The sequence below is a fragment of the Christiangramia marina genome (assembly GCF_048285865.1).
In the GTDB taxonomy this organism is placed as follows: domain Bacteria; phylum Bacteroidota; class Bacteroidia; order Flavobacteriales; family Flavobacteriaceae; genus Christiangramia; species Christiangramia marina.
The window spans coordinates 473290-490115 of record NZ_JBLVTK010000002.1 but is presented as its reverse complement, the minus strand read 5'-3'; the positions used below and the strand labels follow the sequence as shown (position 1 = coordinate 490115).

The following is a 16826-nucleotide window of genomic DNA, read 5'->3' as shown; positions in this document are numbered from 1 at the left end:
TTTTTATTTAATTTTATATACCCGAACATAGAATTCCAAATCATTTAGTATGACTTCATCCAGTTCTTCACCGGTTTCCATACGTTGCCAATCTGAAGTGGCATCGAGTCTTATCTCCTCTTCATCTATAAAAACATCTACAGGCATGCTAAAATTAATGACATCTGCTTTCCATCGATACTGGAAGTGATCATCGCCTTGCTTTAGTTGTAATATCGGTAATGCTGAATGTCGTAAATATTGATCGAAGACCGGTTTTAAATCCACATTGGTAGCTTTATCGAAAAAGGCCTCTGTATCTTCTGTAGTAATGGTTTTATGTCTGTAAGTGCTCGTATAGTCTCTCAGAGTATTCCACCATAGTTCGTCATCATTATAAATACCTCTGATGGTATTCAGAAGATTTGCTCCTTTAAAATACATGTCTCCGGAACCTTCAGAATTAACGCCGTAATCTCCAATGATTGTGTTGTTATTACTAATACCTCTTCTTGTCCCTTTCAAGTATTCCTGAGCTTTTTCTTTACCCCAACGGCATTCTACATAAATAGATTCAGTATAACTGGTAAATCCTTCCTGTATCCACATATCTGCAATATCCTTAGCGGTGATGCTATTCCCATACCACTCGTGACCAGATTCGTGGATGATGATGTAATCCCAAAGCAATCCAATTCCGGTTCCGGAAAGATCATTTCCAAGGTAACCTTTCATATACTTATTCCCATAGGCCACAGCCGATTGGTGCTCCATTCCTAAATAAGGTGTTTCTACGAGTTTAAATCCATCTTCCTCAAAAGGATAGGGACCCATTTTTTCATAAAAACAAGCCATCATATCCTGAACTTCTTCGAACTGTTCTTTTGCTTTTTCAAGGTTGTATGGTAATACGTAATAATCCAAGTCAAGATCTTTAAATTTATCAGAGAAATGAGTATAATTCCCAATATTGATCATGATATTGTAGTTGTTAATGGGGCTCTTTACTGCCCATTTCCACTTCGTGTATCCATCTTTCAATTCTTCTTTACCTGTAAATCTACCATTGGAAACATTGATGAGTCCGTTTGGGACCGCAATATCAATTTGAGCAGCATCCGGTTCATCGCTTTGATGATCCTTGTTAGGATACCAGAGACTTGCGCCGGTTCCCTGTACTGCAACTCCTACCCATGGGTTTCCGTCTTCATCGGTATCCCAGACAAAACCTCCATCCCAGGGCGCGTTCTTAGCTACAACAGGATTTCCGTGGTAATAGAATTTAATAGAGTCTGAAGTTTTCTCTTTTAAAGCTTCTTCAAAATTTACAAATACCGCATTGTACTTACGGGTGTACTCCAGATTTGCGTTTTGATATACAATAGAGTCTATTTGCATATTTTCGAATAGATCCAATTGCATCACTGGCAGAGAGCCAAGAACTTTAAAATGTATGGTATTACTACCGGCAATTGACCGTGCTTCCGGGTTCACTTTAAGATCAAGGTGATATTTTGTAACATCATAATTGGATCTTTCAGGGCGTAACGAACCCCTTAAAGTATCAGCTTCAGTATAAGTAGTATGATTTGAGCCAACTACCTGAGCTTCCAGGTTCACTGATAGGAACAATGAGACCAGCAAGCCGACAAATAATAATTTATTCTGCATGGATAACAAATAATTGAGCATTAGGATCCTCCTTCAGTTTCTCCTGCATGCTATTGGTTAATTGGGTAAAACTTTTTAAAGACTGACCTTTACAAACACCATATGAGTAATGATACTTCAATAGTTCCAGATCTTCATCAGATAATCTTCTATAAGAATTACAGGCAGATAAGATACTTTCACAATGAAGATCCTTACTGGAAGCGAAATATCCCAGGGACTTGAAAAAATGGTATTTCAATAGATTTTCTCTCAGTAAATTATTGGTAACCACCGCGGTATTCACTTTCAATGAAGCTTTATAGATCTGGCTTTTGCCATTCCAGCTTACATAATAACCACTTTTATTGCCAATTCGAGGTTCATGTTCTGTCTTGTGATCTTCGTTCAAATAATAGACAATATAATTACTCTTCTCCCTAATAAAATTCCGACTAATTTTGAGAGAGTCAACTTCGCTGGATAGTTTTTCCGCAAAATTCATGAGAAATCTTGCATCGTCTTCAGGAACACTTTTATCAAAGTAAATACGAAGCTCATCTTTCCAGTAACGCATGAATCTAGAAGAATCAACCTTGTTTTCCGTATCGTATACCACCGCTTTGTAGGTGTTGAGAAAAGTCGAATCTTTAGGTTCGTAGCGTACCTTTTTCTTACCGCGAAAAGGATCATAATCCATTGGCACCTGGACCATAGAATCGCCGTTTATGTAACGAACATCCACAGTATCAGGAATAGATTTGAACTGTGCGAGATAAGCCGTTTTTGGAATGTATTTCCTTGAACGTCTTAGACCAATCGTATCCTGAGCATATCCCTGGCAGGCCATCATTATGATTAAAAGAATTATCAGTTTCTTCATAGAAATCAGGTCTGGATAACACCCATATTGAAATCCTTTTCAATCGGGGCGTGGTCTGCAGCTTCAATACCCATTGAGATCCATTTCCTAGTATCTTTAGGTTCTATCACTGCATCTGTCCAAAGTCTGGCTGCAGCATAATATGCTGAGGTTTGTTCGTCATACTTCGCTTTAAGTTTCTCGAAAACTTCTTTTTCCTTTGCTTCATCTACCTTTTCACCTTTCTTCGCCATGGAAGCAGTTTCGATTTGTGCCAGTACCTTTGCAGCCTGAGTTCCTCCCATCACAGCAAGCTCTGCACTTGGCCAGGCAGCGATCAATCTTGGGTCATAAGCTTTTCCACACATCGCGTAATTTCCAGCGCCATAGGAATTCCCCAGAATGATAGTGAATTTTGGTACTACCGAATTACTTACGGCACTTACCATTTTTGCTCCATCTTTTATGATCCCGCCATGTTCACTCTTACTTCCTACCATAAAACCTGTCACATCCTGTAGAAAGACCAGTGGAATTTTCTTTTGGTTACAATTGGCGATAAAGCGTGTCGCCTTGTCTGCTGAATCTGAATAGATCACTCCGCCAAACTGCATTTCTCCTTTTTTTGTCTTTACGATCTTACGCTGATTCGCTACGATACCAACAGCCCATCCGTCAATACGCGCGTAACCGGTAATGATCGTCTGGCCATAGCCTTCTTTATATTCTTCAAATTCAGAATTATCAACCAGTCTTTCTATGATCTTACGCATATCGTATTGATCACTTCTTTTCTTCGGAAGAATTCCGTAGATATCATCTGGATCTTCTTTAGGTTTTACAGACTTTTTGCGGCTAAACCCGGCTCTGTCAAAATCTCCGATCTTATCCATGATATTCTGAATCTTGGTAAGAGCATCTTTATCATCTTTCGCCTTGTAATCTGTTACTCCGCTTATTTCTGAATGAGTTGTAGCTCCTCCAAGAGTTTCATTATCGATACTTTCACCAATGGCAGCTTTTACGAGATAACTTCCGGCAAGAAAGATACTTCCTGTTTTTTCAACGATAATCGCCTCATCACTCATAATTGGAAGATAAGCTCCGCCAGCTACACAGCTACCCATGACGGCAGCGATCTGGGTAATTCCCATACTGCTCATTACCGCATTGTTTCTGAAGATCCTTCCGAAGTGTTCTTTATCAGGGAATATTTCATCCTGCATTGGTAGAAAAACTCCTGCACTATCCACCAGGTAGATAATTGGAAGTCGGTTTTCAATAGCGATTTCCTGTGCTCTAAGATTCTTTTTTCCGGTAATAGGAAACCATGCACCGGCTTTTACAGTAGCATCGTTTGCTACCACGATACATTGCTTTCCTGAAACATGACCAATCTTCACCACGACACCACCTCCAGGGCAACCACCGTGTTCTTCGTACATTCCTTCTCCGGCAAAAGCACCGATTTCTATAGCTTTTTCAGCATCATCAAGTAGGAAATTAATGCGCTCTCTCGCAGTCATTTTGCCCTTTGCATGATGTTTTTCTATTCTTTTCTCTCCACCACCTAATTTTACCTTGGCAAGTTTCTGTCTTAATGTGGAAACCAGTAACTTGTTATGATCTTCATTCTTATTGAAGTTGATATCCATTATTTTGAATTTATTACAGGAATTTGATTATTTTAATGTGATTAATTCGAAATTAATCTATTTTCTGAATAATTTTTAAGAATTTTCACTCAGAAATGGCTTTTGCTAAAATACAAAAAGACAGCAATTCTTTAGATTAATTGCGCTAATTATAATTACAAGGACACTTAAATCGCATCTATGGCAATGAACAAAAACACCATTTTCGCATGGGCCTCTTTTCTCACCTTTTTAGTTGGTGCAGCATTAGTATTATTAGGAGTATTAAAATATAAGGAATATGCCATCGGGTTTTCGGTTACCGGGATAGGATTTTTCTTTATTTCCTGGGTGTTCAATGCATTAAAAGGCCGTATATAATATGAATGTAGATGTTATAAAGAAGCAAATCGCGATACATCTGGATGGCGGAAAAGCATTTATGCCAATTCAGAATTTGATCGCCGAAATCTCTTTTGATAAAATAGGAATGCGACCTCACAATCTGCCTTACTCTATATATGAGTTGTTCTATCATATAGTATATGCACAAAAGGACATTCTGGAATATTCTATTAGTGAAGAGTATTCAGCAGCGAACTGGCCTAAGGATTACTGGCCAGAAAAGCAAAAACCAGATAATGAAGAGGAATGGAAAGATCTAAAAGCTCAATTCTTTCAGGATAGAGAGAGCTTAAAAACCTTTTTTACTTCCGAAGAAAATGCGCTGGATGATGTAGTCCTGAATTCAACAGAACATACAATTATAAGACAGGTTATGCTGGTAATTGAACATAATGCTTACCATACAGGTCAAATACTTCTTTTATGCAGATTATTGGAAATCCATCATAATTGATTTCTCTGAAAATTTCAGGATATTTGCACTCGCAAACAATTGAAAATTAATTATACAAAAATATGTCAGACGATAAAAAAGTGATCTTTTCGATGTCTGGTGTGACCAAAACCTTTCCGAAGGCAAACACACCGGTATTGAAAAATATCTATTTAAGTTTCTTTTATGGCGCTAAGATCGGGATCCTTGGTCTTAACGGTTCAGGTAAATCTACTTTGATGAATATTATTGCCGGGAAGGACACAAACTTCCAGGGTGATGTGGTGTTCTCTCCTAACTATACGGTTGGAATGCTGGAACAGGAACCGGAACTTGATGATGAAAAAACGGTCCTGGAAGTGGTAAAAGAAGGAGCTGCTGAAACCGTAGCGATCCTTGATGAGTACAACAAGATCAATGATATGTTCGGGTTGCCGGAAGTTTATGAGGATGCAGATAAAATGCAGAAACTCATGGACAAGCAGGCGGAACTTCAGGATAAGATTGACGCCAGCAACGCCTGGGAACTTGATACGAAACTGGAAATCGCAATGGACGCTTTAAGAACTCCAGAGCCAGATAAAAAGATCGGAGTACTTTCTGGAGGGGAAAGAAGAAGAGTTGCTTTATGTAGATTGTTACTTCAGGAACCAGATGTTCTTTTACTTGATGAGCCTACCAACCACCTTGATGCAGAATCGGTACACTGGCTGGAGCATCACCTGCAACAATATAAGGGTACTGTGATCGCGGTAACTCACGATAGATATTTCCTTGATAATGTAGCGGGATGGATTCTGGAACTGGACAGGGGAGAAGGTATTCCTTGGAAAGGAAATTACTCTTCCTGGTTAGATCAAAAATCAAAGCGTCTTGCTCAGGAGCAGAAACAAGCAAGTAAAAGACAGAAAACCCTTGAGCGAGAGCTTGAATGGTCAAGAATGAGCCCGAAAGGAAGACAGTCCAAGCAGAAGGCAAGATTAAAGAATTACGATAAACTTCTTAGTCAGGATCAAAAGCAAATGGATGAAAAACTGGAAATCTACATCCCAAACGGACCACGATTGGGAACAAATGTGATCGAGGCTGAGGGTGTAAGTAAGGCTTTTGGAGATAAACTTCTTTATGAAGACCTGAACTTCCAGTTACCACAAGCAGGAATCGTTGGGATTATAGGGCCAAACGGTGCAGGAAAGACCACTATCTTTAAAATGATAATGGGAGAGGAAGCTCCAGATAAAGGATCTTTTAAGGTAGGTGAAACTGCCCAGATCGCTTATGTGGATCAAAGCCATTCCAATATAGACCCAGAAAAAACTATCTGGCAAAATTTTAGCGATGAACAGGAATTGATCATGATGGGTGGTCGCCAGGTGAATTCGCGAGCTTATTTAAGCAGGTTTAACTTTAGCGGTAGCGAACAGAATAAGAAAGTGAACATGCTTTCGGGTGGAGAAAGAAACAGATTGCACCTTGCTATGACTCTAAAAGAAGAAGGAAACGTTTTGCTTCTGGATGAGCCTACCAACGACCTTGATGTAAACACGCTTCGAGCTCTGGAAGAAGGTCTGGATAATTTTGCAGGATGTGCTGTAGTGATCTCTCACGACCGTTGGTTCCTGGACAGAATCTGTACCCATATTTTAGCATTCGAAGGAGATTCACAGGTGTATTTCTTTGAAGGTAGCTTCTCAGATTATGAAGAGAACAAGAAAAAACGATTGGGCGGAGATTTGATGCCTAAACGAATCAAATACAAAAAACTGACTCGCTAAAAATTAGTTTTTTCAGAAATAAAAAGAGGAGTTGAAACTATTTTCAACTCCTCTTTTTTATTTTTGTCTAAAGTCTAAAGTCTAAAGCCTAAAGCTACTTCTTCTTCGGCATTGGTCCGCGTAAGTGAATGATCAGGCCATCTAGAAAATTCCGAAGGAATTGATCTCCACATTCAACGTATTTATCATGATCTTCTCTTCTGAAGATCGCGCCCAGTTCACTTTTACTCACCTTGAAATCCACGAGTTCGCAAATCTTAACGATATCATCATTAGTTAGTTTATGAGCAACTCTTAGTTTCTTAAAAATATCATTGTTAGTTAGCGCCATGCTTATGTTGTTTGTAGATTAAAACGTTTAACTAGATTAGTAATAGTGTTAATATCCACTTCATTTTCAATAGAACCTCTGGCGTCTATCAAAAGATTTTCAGCCTCTTTTCTTAGGCATTGCGAATATTCATCATTATGTTTTACCTGCTTTTCAAGATAATAAAACATAAGAAGTAACTTTTGCACCAAAGTTATATCATGTTTACAATATGTGCGAATAGAGGCCATAATATTATACAAGAGATCTTCAAAATCAATGGTATTCAGTTTAATATAAGCTTCCTCATCCCTGAAAATATAGCTGGTATCTCTTTTTTGCATTCTCAACGCCAGTAATTCCGTTAAATAATCGATGCCATTAATAGCCGTTCCAGGATCATTGATCCCGGGAGACATTGCTTTCACAATAATTTCTGTTATTTGTTTAAAGGCAAGGGTGTAGTTGTCTGCCACCAGTTCTTCCCTGGAAAAGTTGAAGTTGGACAGGATCATTTTGGCAACATCTTCATTTACTTCTTTACTTACTTTAAATAATGGAATCCCACTGAGTACAAAAATTCCTTTAATAGGGAGTATATGAATCTTGACATCATGTTCCTTACAAATATCAACTAAGTTGGTGAAAGAGATATTTTGAAGATATCCACTCTGTTCACTATGATAATCTGTCCAGTCTTCTGTCTTCGGAAATTCAACCTCCTTGAACTTTTGTTTGTCTACAAGCTTCTGCAGCCGGTCTTTAGCTTCCTGAAAAATGTTCTGAAGAATATTGCTAATCTGAATACTTTGTGAAATGTTATGAATAAAATAGATGAACGCATAGATACTAATGACCGTCTGGATAATTCCCAGTAAAACCGCCAGAGCTGGAATTTGGTATTTTTCCCCATCTGGCTGAATGGAAAACAGTATGAAGATGCAGTATAGAATTGTACATAGATAGATCCCCAAAATAACCTGGTGTCTCCTGTCACTTATAAGTCCCGGAAGCAGCCTCGGTGAAAAGTTGCTACTGGCCTGGCTCAATAGCAGCATTACCATGGAAAAGCTAAAAACAACCACAGAGATCAAACCTGAAATGAGTGAACTAAGGATAGTCATCGCCGTATCCCCGTTATCAATTACGAGCTGTGGAACATGTTCAATCAAATACTTGGAAATACCTTTGTTTTCAAGATATAACATGAAAAAGGCAAAATTGAAACCAAAAAATGCCAGTAGTGTAGGGTAAAAGGCAATCTTACTCTCAATAATATTAAAAAAAGAGAGACCGCGATTGTAAAGTTGTTTCATATGATAGTAGTTGCTCCTAAAATTACGTAAACAGCCCCGATTTGAAAGTTTTTAATATTTATTTAGTCATTTAAGACAAAATGACATCCAATTTATCAAGAAACACGTCAAAAAGACATGTTTTTTTTGATGGTATCGGAATTGCTATTCCTTCTACAAAATCAATAATGATTATTAATTTAAAAACATAAAACTATGAGTCTTATTAAGCGAAATGAAACAGGTTGGTTACCATCAGTGATTGATGATATGTTCAAAAATGACTGGCTTGGTGGAACTACAAACGTGAATAGTATTGGAACCAGTATTCCAGCAGTAAATATTAGAGAAACTGAGGACAGTTTTTCTGTTGAAGTTGCTGCTCCCGGAAAGGGAAAAGAAGATTTTAATATTGAACTCGATAATGATGTTCTAACTATTTCTTCGGAAGCTAAAAAAGAGGTTGAGAAAACTGAAGAGCAGGGTAGATTCACCAGAAGAGAATTTAGCTACAGTAATTTTAGAAGAGCTTTTAGCTTGCCAGATTCTGTAGATAGCGGTAAAATATCTGCAACCTATAAGAATGGTGTTCTGGAGATAGCCCTTCCAAAAAAGGAAGAAGCAAAAGTACAGGCCAAAAGGTTGATCGATATTTCGTAAACAAAGGTAGTTTGATTAGTTAAGGTTGAAGAGCGCTCTACGGAGCGCTTTTTTTATTGACTTAAAAGTATCCACCTGTTCCCGGCACTCTGAATTGTAAAGATCTGTCCAGACTTGATGCTAAGAACTTTGGTGTTTGTCCTTGGATCGAACAGATCATCGCCACCTGCAAATTGGAAAAACTTCTCAGAATTTCCAGGCCAGTTGATAAGGCGTAATATTCGTCCTTTATTAGAAGCAGACGCAGGCATGATCAAACCAGTTACCTGGTTGTTAATTCTTAGGGTTCCAACTTCATCTCCTATTGTATAGTCTGCCACGACGCTGGTTGTAGAACTGTAATTTTCAAAGCCAGCATTGGTCCAGCTTACCTGTCCGCTCGCATTGAGAGACATTACCTGACCTTCGGTGCCACGATTTAAAGGGAGTACATATTCCGTTTCCGGGCTGGTTCCTATTCCTATTCTTCCATTAAAGTAGCCGGCATAAACATTGCTGTTAGCATCTCCGGTAGCAATACTGTAAATCCCGAAAATATTTCCAACTCCCTGAATGGATCCAATTTCAGAATAGATTCCGTAGTTATTACTTCTCGCTCCAAAAGTTCTACCTACACGATTGTATATTCCGTAGATATCATTCGTGCCGGTATTCTGGTAGGTTTCGTTGAATATCCCGTAATGAATCCCAAGACCAACCCCACCAACATTATTTTTGATTCCGTATTTGTTACCGTTGGTAGCGCTTCTATTATCGCTGATAATTCCGTAAGTGGTAAGATTATCTGTAGCGGAGTTGGCATTATCTACCTCAAGGCCTTTCTTGAGCCCGGTATCTTTCCCCGAAGCGATGGCAACCTGTAATCTTGAAGAGATCTGATCTGTACCAAGACCCATACTGGCTTCGCGAAAAATAGGATCTGTAATATTATTCGGAGAGACCGTTGTTCCGGTTTTATAGAAGTTTGCAGTATTGGCTTCTGCAGCGATCGCTTTCCATTTCTTTTCCGAGCCATTCCAGAAATAGAACCCTTCCGGAAAACCGCTAACGCTCTTACTTAAAAAAACCAGCATTCCATGTTGATCTTCCGAAGGTGCAACAACTGGAAATTTCGTAATTCTAGGTATGAGAATACCGTCAATGCTCGCAGGATCTGCAGTGTTAGTCGCTACAATATCTAACTGTGCTTTAGGTTCTGAGGTTCCAATCCCTACCTGTGCCTCTAGTTGAGACATTATCATACCCATCAAAAACAGGCACATAATTTTTTTCATGAACAAACATTTTAGCTTGCCATAGAAGTCGATCTAGGACGAATTGGGTGATCCAAATATAGACGAATAATTAACATGGCAACTATTTATTTTAGTCGCTATCGTTAATTTTTCCCTGAAGTATTTTGATCTCATCTCTCAACTTCGCGGCCTGCATAAAATCAAGTTCTTTGGCGGCTGTCTCCATAGCTTTCCGCTTCTCGCGAACTTTCTTTTCCATCTGTGGCTTGGTGAGATATTCGGCTTCAGCTTCCGCAGCTTTTAAGTCGGTACGCTCCTCGTCATCATAAATATCCAGCTTTTCTTTTACCAGGGCGCTATCAAATTTCTTATTAAGCTTAGTAGGAGTGATGTTGTGTTTCGTATTATAATCCATCTGTTTCTGGCGACGATACTCAGTCTGGTCGATCGTTTTCTGCATACTATCTGTGATTTTATCTGCATACAGAATAGCTCGTCCATCCACATGTCGGGCAGCTCTACCGATGGTCTGAGTCAGAGATCGGTTGCTTCTTAAAAAACCTTCTTTATCGGCATCGATGATCGCAACCAGAGAAACTTCTGGCAAATCCAGTCCTTCACGCAGCAAGTTTACACCAATAAGAACATCAAATATTCCGCGTCGAAGATCCTGCATGATCTCCACGCGTTCTAAAGTGTCTACATCTGAATGTATATAACGACAGCGCACATCGATACGCGTCAGATATTTCGCCAGCTCTTCTGCCATTCTTTTGGTAAGCGTAGTAACCAGCGTTCTTTCATCTCTTTCTACCCGAACATGAATTTCTTCAATTAGATCATCGATCTGGTTCAAACTTGGACGAACTTCCACAATTGGATCCAGCAGGCCTGTAGGTCTAATAACCTGCTCCACATAAACTCCTTCACTTTTCTGAAGTTCATAATCGGCTGGAGTTGCGCTTACATAAATCACCTGGTTTTGCAAGGCTTCAAATTCCTCAAATTTCAATGGCCGGTTGTCCATCGCAGCCGGGAGTCGGAAGCCGTAATCAACCAAGGTCTCTTTTCTAGAGCGGTCACCACCATACATGGCATGAACCTGCGGAATGGTCACGTGACTTTCGTCTACGATCATCAAGTAATCATCTGGAAAATAATCCAGCAAACAGAAAGGTCTTGTCCCGGGAAGACGGCCATCCAGGTAACGGGAGTAGTTCTCAATACCCGAGCAGTATCCCAGTTCCCGTATCATTTCAAGATCGAAATTCGTTCTTTCATCAAGCCTTTTTGCTTCAAGAGTTTTACCAATATCAGAAAAGTAATCAACCTGTTTTACCAGGTCATCCTGAATTTGATGGATCGCACCTTTTAAAACATCAGGTGAGGTCACGAACATATTCGCAGGATAAATATTCAGTCTTTGATATTTCTCGATAACATCATTAGTTCCAGGATCAAAGGCTTCGATCTCTTCAATTTCATCTCCAAAAAAATGAATTCTGAAAGCATTATCGGCATAACTTGGAAACACGTCTACCGTATCACCTTTTATTCTGAAATTTCCATGGGAAAACTCAGCTTCTGTCCTGGAATACAGGGACTGTACCAAGCTATGCAAAAATTTGGTTCTGCTAATTTCCATATCACGTTCAATGGAAACCACGTTCTTTTTAAATTCTACAGGATTACCAATCCCGTAAAGACACGAAACTGAAGCAACCACGATCACATCCCGTCTTCCGCTTAGAAGAGAAGAAGTGGTGCTTAAACGCAACTTTTCGATCTCCTCATTGATCGAAAGATCCTTTTCAATATAAGTTCCGGAAGTTGGTATAAATGCTTCTGGCTGGTAATAATCATAATAACTTACAAAATACTCCACAGCATTCTCAGGGAAGAACTGCTTGAATTCTGAATATAACTGGGCGGCAAGAGTTTTATTATGTGCCAGCACCAGCGTTGGCCTTTGCACCTCTTCAATAACATTGGCGACCGTAAAGGTTTTACCAGAACCGGTTACTCCCAGTAACGTCTGGAATTGTTCGTTTTTATTGATCCCGCTAACGAGTTGTTTGATGGCATTGGGCTGATCTCCCGTAGGTTTATAATCAGATTTTATATCGAATTTCATGAGGCAGTCTTCCTTTTTCCTAGCCCGACGAAATTAAACAATTACAGAGCTTTATTCAAGTTTTTGGCATTTACCTAACAAGTGAGAAATGACCTTTAAATTCCTGTCCAGTTTGTAGCAAGACTCGAAACCAGTAGTCATCTGCCGGCATTGGCTGACCATCAAATGTGCCGTCCCATCCTTTGTCTGCCGCAGTTAGTTTTGATATTAATTTTCCGTAGCGGTCAAATATGCTAATCTTATTGGAGGCAGCCGTTTCGCTGCCAATACCATTTAATTGCCAGAAATCATTGATTCCGTCCTGATTGGGAGTAAAAAAGTTATCATACCCAATGATGGCAATTTGTGTTTTGATAATAGCACATTGCTTTAGATCACGGATGTAAAGATCCTGAAAACCGGAAGTAACATTCTCAAAAGTAGTACTCGTTTGAAAAGGACCATCTTCGTTTCCTATAGAATATTCATATGCTTCTGTGTTCGGAAAACTTATTTCAATAGTATTACTATTTGAATTAATAGCAGGCTGAACGAGAGAAATAGCTTCAACATTGGGAGGTTCATTCAGAATAAGTTCGATTCTCGTGATATTGAAGCAATCTGGATTCCCTGCTTCGGAAGTTCTTGCAAACAGGCTTTCTGCTCCTGCTGAAGTATACAAACTTGAAACAGGATTCGAATTTTCCCGGGCGGCATTTTCCGAAGTGAAAAAAGCGATATCGTGAGCTCCATTGATCCCATTCAGAATTTCATTATAGAGATCGCTTAATTCGTAGTCAGCGAGATTATTTTTGTCCAGATCGCATTGCTCAAATTCTAAATTTTGAGCCACCACAGGTCCATCATTGATGGTAAGGGTAAAATCTGTGATCTTTGAACAACCGGTAAGATCATTTTCAATTCGGGCAAAAATTGGTTTACTTGGGACGTCACTGGTATAAATATCGCTCAAGGCGTTGATACCGTCAGTAGCATCGGCAATAGTTTCATGGTAAGTAAGAGTAGTGCTATTCTGGATATTGATAATAGGTGTATTCTGGCTAAGATCGAAAATCGCGCTCCCGTTCGCATTGCAGGTTTCCAGGTCCATGCCTTCATTGTATTGTGGTCCATCTGGGAAAGGAAAGCCGCCGGTAGTAGCTGTTCCTGTCCACTCTAGTTCAAACGGACTGTTTCCCACAGGTCTGTCTATCACGATAAAATAGGTTTCCCCAGGCTTTACATCGAGATTTGCGACAAAGCTATCACCATCTGGCCCAGGTCCTTCACTCGTTTCTGTCGATCTGGCATTTAAACCGGTGAAATTGGATGCTAAACCGGCGGCATTAGGATTCGTCGTAGAACAACGAATAGCGTTTCCCAGGTTGTTACAGCTGGCATTTGGACCAAAAATAAAGAAATCATAATCTACGTTGATATCATTACTGGTAGGTTTTAAATTAAACCCTAGTGATCCCGCTTTGGTAATTTCGATCTCCAGCCAAAGGGAGTTAGTCTCCTGGCTTGCACAATTGTTGGTGCCATTGAGTTCCTGGGTACCTATGCCATCTGCATTGCTGGAAATCCTGCCATCGCCACAAATTTTAATCGCTCCACCACAATCACTTGCAGGATTCTGAGCCCAGGAAAGTGCAGGGAACGTAAGGAAAAGAATTAAAATTCTTAAGTATTTCATTTTATTCTCTAATAAGGGAGAAATGTCCTTTAAAAATTTTACCATTTTCGAGGCTGACTTCAAACCAGTAATCATTTGCTGGCATAGGTCTGCCATTAAAGTTACCATCCCAACCCTTAGTTTCTTTAGGAAGCATGGCTATGATTTTACCATACCGATCAAAAATTATAATTTTCTGAAAATCAAATCCCGGTTCAGAAATATCGTAGGGTCTCCAAAGATCATTAGAGCCATCATTGTTTGGAGTGAAAAACGGCGGATGACCATATAAAGAAACCTGCATTTCGCCAATCGAACATCCCATACTATTCTTTATATACACTGTATGTTGTCCTCCGGGAACTCCTCGAAATTCCGGATTGGATTGATAGGGTCCGTTGATATTATCCAGTGCGTAAACCGTATTTTCATCGGTTGAATTGGTGAAAATTAAGAGATCATTTTCACTGCCATTATTAGAAATCTCTATTTCAGAAATTTCAGGAGCTTCAAATTTTTCGACATTAAAATCTATAGATCTTCCGCAGCCAGACTCCTTTAATGTAAGGCTTAATGAATAGTTGCCAGAATCGTTAACCTCGATGGTTCTACCAGTTTCGCCGGTACTCCATGTATAATCGAATTCATCAGGATTAGGAAGAGCCAGATCATTACCAAGAATTACCGGGAAATCTGCTGCGCAACCATTCAGGCTCATCAAAGATTGAACTGCCGGAATACCGGTCATTTCCAATTCTACACTTCCAAATCCATAGCAAATATTATCTGCATCTGCCCGAATATATAAGGTTTTTGGACTCGTAACATAATTTTCAGGCAGTGCATTAGTGCCAAGAATCGCATCATCTTCTGAAGTGTGGAAGCTCAGTTGAACGTTAAAATTTAAGCCAAGATCGTTTCTGGCATTTTCAGCAATAGTACCCAGATTATATTCAGCCGTACCATCTCCCAGATCACAACCTGTAGCTGTTTCCAGTGATAGATCCACACTTTCGGTAGTTTGAAGCCTGAAGCTTTCTATATCGTAACAATCACTTCCGAAGCCACTAATTTTTACAAAAACCTCTTCATTAGGAGCGTTGTTCCGGTAGATGTTATTTAGGGTAAGTTCGTTGTTCACATCGGCAATGGCATCTGCCTCACTTCCGTAGAAAAAAAGCTGAATACCCGATTGACCCTGTGATAACTCTTCCTTGGCAAGCTGAAGATTAAAAGTCGCAATTCCATCGGTTGGATCTGAATCCTGAACATCACATTGTTTCAGAACAAAATCTGAAGGTACATTGGGAATTTCAAAAATGGTCACCTCTTCGCAAACCGGGTCCTGAGGAATTCCATTGATGATCCCGGTAAGACTCACTGTATAAGTGCCTGCTGCACTGTAGGTATGCATAGGTGCTGCGGCAGTGGAGGTGGCACCATCTCCAAATTCCCACATAAAAGCATCATATTTCGAAGCATCTCCTGCGGTAAATTCTGTAGTCTGCCCCAGACAGATATTCTTATATTCAAAATTATTATTGAAAAGAGACTGTACAAACGGCGGCAGGCCAAGCCTAACGACTTTAGGAGAAATATCTAAACTGTTGTGTCGGTAATTTACGTTTGCAGCGTCTTCTTCAGGTTCATTGATCACAGACATCAGGTTCCATCTTACGAAGCCCCCATCAGTAGAGTAACCAGCGCGATATATTTTGCCGTTAGGGGCTAATTGTAAAGCTCCAGCAACATTTCTGGAGGAATTTATCAAAGTGGCTGAAGTAGCAATATTGGTAGCTTCGAGATCAAATTGATATAACTCACCATTTTGTAAGACATCTTCTGTATTGTAATTATTGGAAGTTGCGTACAGTTTAGTGGATTCTGGAGAAAATTCTATGCCGTAAGGATAGGCATTGGCCAGTAGCAATTTTTCATTGGAAACTCTACCGCTAAGATCATTAAAATCGTAGAGAAATACTTTTCCGGTTTTCTTAGCACCTCCAGAACGCGGACTCCCAATACTGGTTCCACTATAAGCCGCAGCCAGGTAATTTCCATCTGGAGAGATTTTCATATAGCCCGGAGCTGTAACGTTTAAGTCCTGTTCGTTGATCCTGGGAGGAAAATTGTTATTGATAGTGGAAATGACTGCGCTCGTATTTACTCCTGCGGAACTTACTCTAAATGAGTAGAATTTATTAGTAAACTGAGTGACCACCCAGTATGAAACACAATCTCCCGCGATCACTGCGGAAATCTTTTCAGAACTTTTGAATTCTTTTTCCACGGGATCTGAAGGATCATAGGTAACCAGGTGAGTATTCTTGGTGCTCGCAATAATGCCACCATTTCCATTATCAAGACTCATATCTACTTCAGAAAAATGAACACCTTCAATAGGATCATTGGATATGCGGAAATAGTCTGGCTTGTCTACCGTGAAAATATAATAGAACCCGGGATTTGCAGGCTTCGGAACAATGATTGCCGATTGTGTGCTCGAAACATTTCCTTTTAGATCACTTCCATTTAGCATTACCTGATGATTACGATTGTAAACCGTTGAACCATCTGTATAAAAAAGCAAATTTCCGTTTCTATCTGAAATACTAGCAGAACCTTCGATAGTGTTCAATACTCCATTGGTAAGCGGAACCGCTTCGCCTGAAGTAAATGATAATCCAGCGCCTACACCAAAATACCAGTTTGCTGCTTCCTGCTGGCCGTACATGAGTGTCGGCAGCAGGAATATGGCAAGGATCACTTTCAACTTCATACTAACGTAAAGCTATAAAAT

General features: G+C 39.7%; 13 protein-coding genes. 4 read left to right on the top strand and 9 right to left on the bottom strand.

Annotated elements, in window-relative coordinates:
• Nucleotides 1-3: 3 nt before the first annotated feature.
• From ACNKXS_RS08695 to ACNKXS_RS08685, 3 genes are read right to left on the bottom strand one after another with little or no spacing between them, the layout of a single operon-like run.
• On the bottom strand, nt 4-1650 hold the full coding sequence (locus ACNKXS_RS08695) for a M1 family metallopeptidase (protein ID WP_417920536.1): 1647 nt from the start codon (nt 1648-1650) through the stop codon (nt 4-6).
• On the bottom strand, nt 1640-2512 hold the full coding sequence (locus ACNKXS_RS08690) for a hypothetical protein (protein ID WP_417920535.1): 873 nt from the start codon (nt 2510-2512) through the stop codon (nt 1640-1642). Before ACNKXS_RS08690 ends, ACNKXS_RS08695 begins: the two co-directional genes overlap by 11 nt.
• Nucleotides 2513-2517: 5 nt before the next feature.
• Nucleotides 2518-4146: an acyl-CoA carboxylase subunit beta gene (locus ACNKXS_RS08685; protein ID WP_417920534.1), complete on the bottom strand. Its 1629-nt coding sequence runs from the start codon at nt 4144-4146 to the stop codon at nt 2518-2520.
• Nucleotides 4147-4326: 180 nt separating this feature from the next.
• Here ACNKXS_RS08685 and ACNKXS_RS08680 point away from each other — a divergent pair, with 180 nt between their 5' ends.
• The 3 genes from ACNKXS_RS08680 to ettA all read left to right on the top strand — a co-directional run bounded on the left by ACNKXS_RS08680 (nt 4327) and on the right by ettA (nt 6738).
• A complete protein-coding gene (locus ACNKXS_RS08680) occupies nt 4327-4506 on the top strand; it encodes a CAL67264 family membrane protein (RefSeq protein WP_141877153.1) in 180 nt (59 codons plus the stop codon).
• A 1-nt stretch (nt 4507) separates the two neighbouring features.
• Nucleotides 4508-4984, top strand: a complete 477-nt coding sequence (locus ACNKXS_RS08675; protein ID WP_417920533.1) for a DinB family protein — start codon at nt 4508-4510, stop codon at nt 4982-4984.
• 62 nt (nt 4985-5046) lie between these two features.
• Nucleotides 5047-6738, top strand: a complete 1692-nt coding sequence (ettA, locus tag ACNKXS_RS08670; protein ID WP_417920532.1) for an energy-dependent translational throttle protein EttA — start codon at nt 5047-5049, stop codon at nt 6736-6738.
• A gap of 94 nt (nt 6739-6832) precedes the next feature.
• Here ettA and ACNKXS_RS08665 read toward each other — a convergent pair whose 3' ends face one another.
• Together ACNKXS_RS08665 and ACNKXS_RS08660 are read right to left on the bottom strand one after the other, a co-directional pair.
• Nucleotides 6833-7069 (bottom strand): DUF1456 family protein, encoded by a 237-nt coding sequence (locus ACNKXS_RS08665; protein ID WP_295181959.1) that lies wholly within the window; start codon nt 7067-7069, stop codon nt 6833-6835.
• A 2-nt stretch (nt 7070-7071) separates the two neighbouring features.
• On the bottom strand, nt 7072-8364 hold the full coding sequence (locus ACNKXS_RS08660) for a DUF2254 domain-containing protein (RefSeq protein ID WP_417920531.1): 1293 nt from the start codon (nt 8362-8364) through the stop codon (nt 7072-7074).
• A 195-nt stretch (nt 8365-8559) separates the two neighbouring features.
• Between ACNKXS_RS08660 and ACNKXS_RS08655 the strand changes: the two genes are divergently transcribed.
• On the top strand, nt 8560-9003 hold the full coding sequence (locus ACNKXS_RS08655) for an Hsp20/alpha crystallin family protein (protein WP_295181963.1): 444 nt from the start codon (nt 8560-8562) through the stop codon (nt 9001-9003).
• Between the two features lie 53 nt (nt 9004-9056).
• Here the strand turns inward: ACNKXS_RS08655 and ACNKXS_RS08650 are convergent, their stop codons facing one another.
• From ACNKXS_RS08650 to ACNKXS_RS08635, 4 genes are all read right to left on the bottom strand, one after another.
• Nucleotides 9057-10277: a hypothetical protein gene (locus ACNKXS_RS08650; protein ID WP_417920530.1), complete on the bottom strand. Its 1221-nt coding sequence runs from the start codon at nt 10275-10277 to the stop codon at nt 9057-9059.
• Nucleotides 10278-10368: 91 nt separating this feature from the next.
• Complete coding sequence (uvrB, locus tag ACNKXS_RS08645; RefSeq protein WP_417920529.1) at nt 10369-12372, bottom strand: excinuclease ABC subunit UvrB; 2004 nt, start codon at nt 12370-12372, stop codon at nt 10369-10371.
• 70 nt (nt 12373-12442) lie between these two features.
• Nucleotides 12443-14047: a T9SS type B sorting domain-containing protein gene (locus ACNKXS_RS08640; protein WP_417920528.1), complete on the bottom strand. Its 1605-nt coding sequence runs from the start codon at nt 14045-14047 to the stop codon at nt 12443-12445.
• Nucleotide 14048: 1 nt separating this feature from the next.
• A complete protein-coding gene (locus ACNKXS_RS08635) occupies nt 14049-16805 on the bottom strand; it encodes a T9SS type B sorting domain-containing protein (RefSeq protein WP_417920527.1) in 2757 nt (918 codons plus the stop codon).
• Nucleotides 16806-16826 lie beyond the last annotated feature (21 nt).

What these genes read in the sequence shown, in the direction of transcription:
- ACNKXS_RS08665 (WP_295181959.1), bottom strand. Translation starts at nt 7,069, where the DNA reads ATGGCGCTAACTAACAATGATATTTTTAAGAAACTAAGAGTTGCTCAT.
- ACNKXS_RS08695 (WP_417920536.1), bottom strand. Translation starts at nt 1,650, where the DNA reads ATGCAGAATAAATTATTATTTGTCGGCTTGCTGGTCTCATTGTTCCTA.
- ettA (WP_417920532.1), top strand. Translation starts at nt 5,047, where the DNA reads ATGTCAGACGATAAAAAAGTGATCTTTTCGATGTCTGGTGTGACCAAA.
- ACNKXS_RS08635 (WP_417920527.1), bottom strand. Translation starts at nt 16,805, where the DNA reads ATGAAGTTGAAAGTGATCCTTGCCATATTCCTGCTGCCGACACTCATG.
- ACNKXS_RS08690 (WP_417920535.1), bottom strand. Translation starts at nt 2,512, where the DNA reads ATGAAGAAACTGATAATTCTTTTAATCATAATGATGGCCTGCCAGGGA.
- ACNKXS_RS08680 (WP_141877153.1), top strand. Translation starts at nt 4,327, where the DNA reads ATGGCAATGAACAAAAACACCATTTTCGCATGGGCCTCTTTTCTCACC.
- ACNKXS_RS08655 (WP_295181963.1), top strand. Translation starts at nt 8,560, where the DNA reads ATGAGTCTTATTAAGCGAAATGAAACAGGTTGGTTACCATCAGTGATT.
- ACNKXS_RS08660 (WP_417920531.1), bottom strand. Translation starts at nt 8,364, where the DNA reads ATGAAACAACTTTACAATCGCGGTCTCTCTTTTTTTAATATTATTGAG.
- ACNKXS_RS08685 (WP_417920534.1), bottom strand. Translation starts at nt 4,146, where the DNA reads ATGGATATCAACTTCAATAAGAATGAAGATCATAACAAGTTACTGGTT.
- ACNKXS_RS08650 (WP_417920530.1), bottom strand. Translation starts at nt 10,277, where the DNA reads ATGAAAAAAATTATGTGCCTGTTTTTGATGGGTATGATAATGTCTCAA.
- ACNKXS_RS08640 (WP_417920528.1), bottom strand. Translation starts at nt 14,047, where the DNA reads ATGAAATACTTAAGAATTTTAATTCTTTTCCTTACGTTCCCTGCACTT.
- ACNKXS_RS08675 (WP_417920533.1), top strand. Translation starts at nt 4,508, where the DNA reads ATGAATGTAGATGTTATAAAGAAGCAAATCGCGATACATCTGGATGGC.
- uvrB (WP_417920529.1), bottom strand. Translation starts at nt 12,372, where the DNA reads ATGAAATTCGATATAAAATCTGATTATAAACCTACGGGAGATCAGCCC.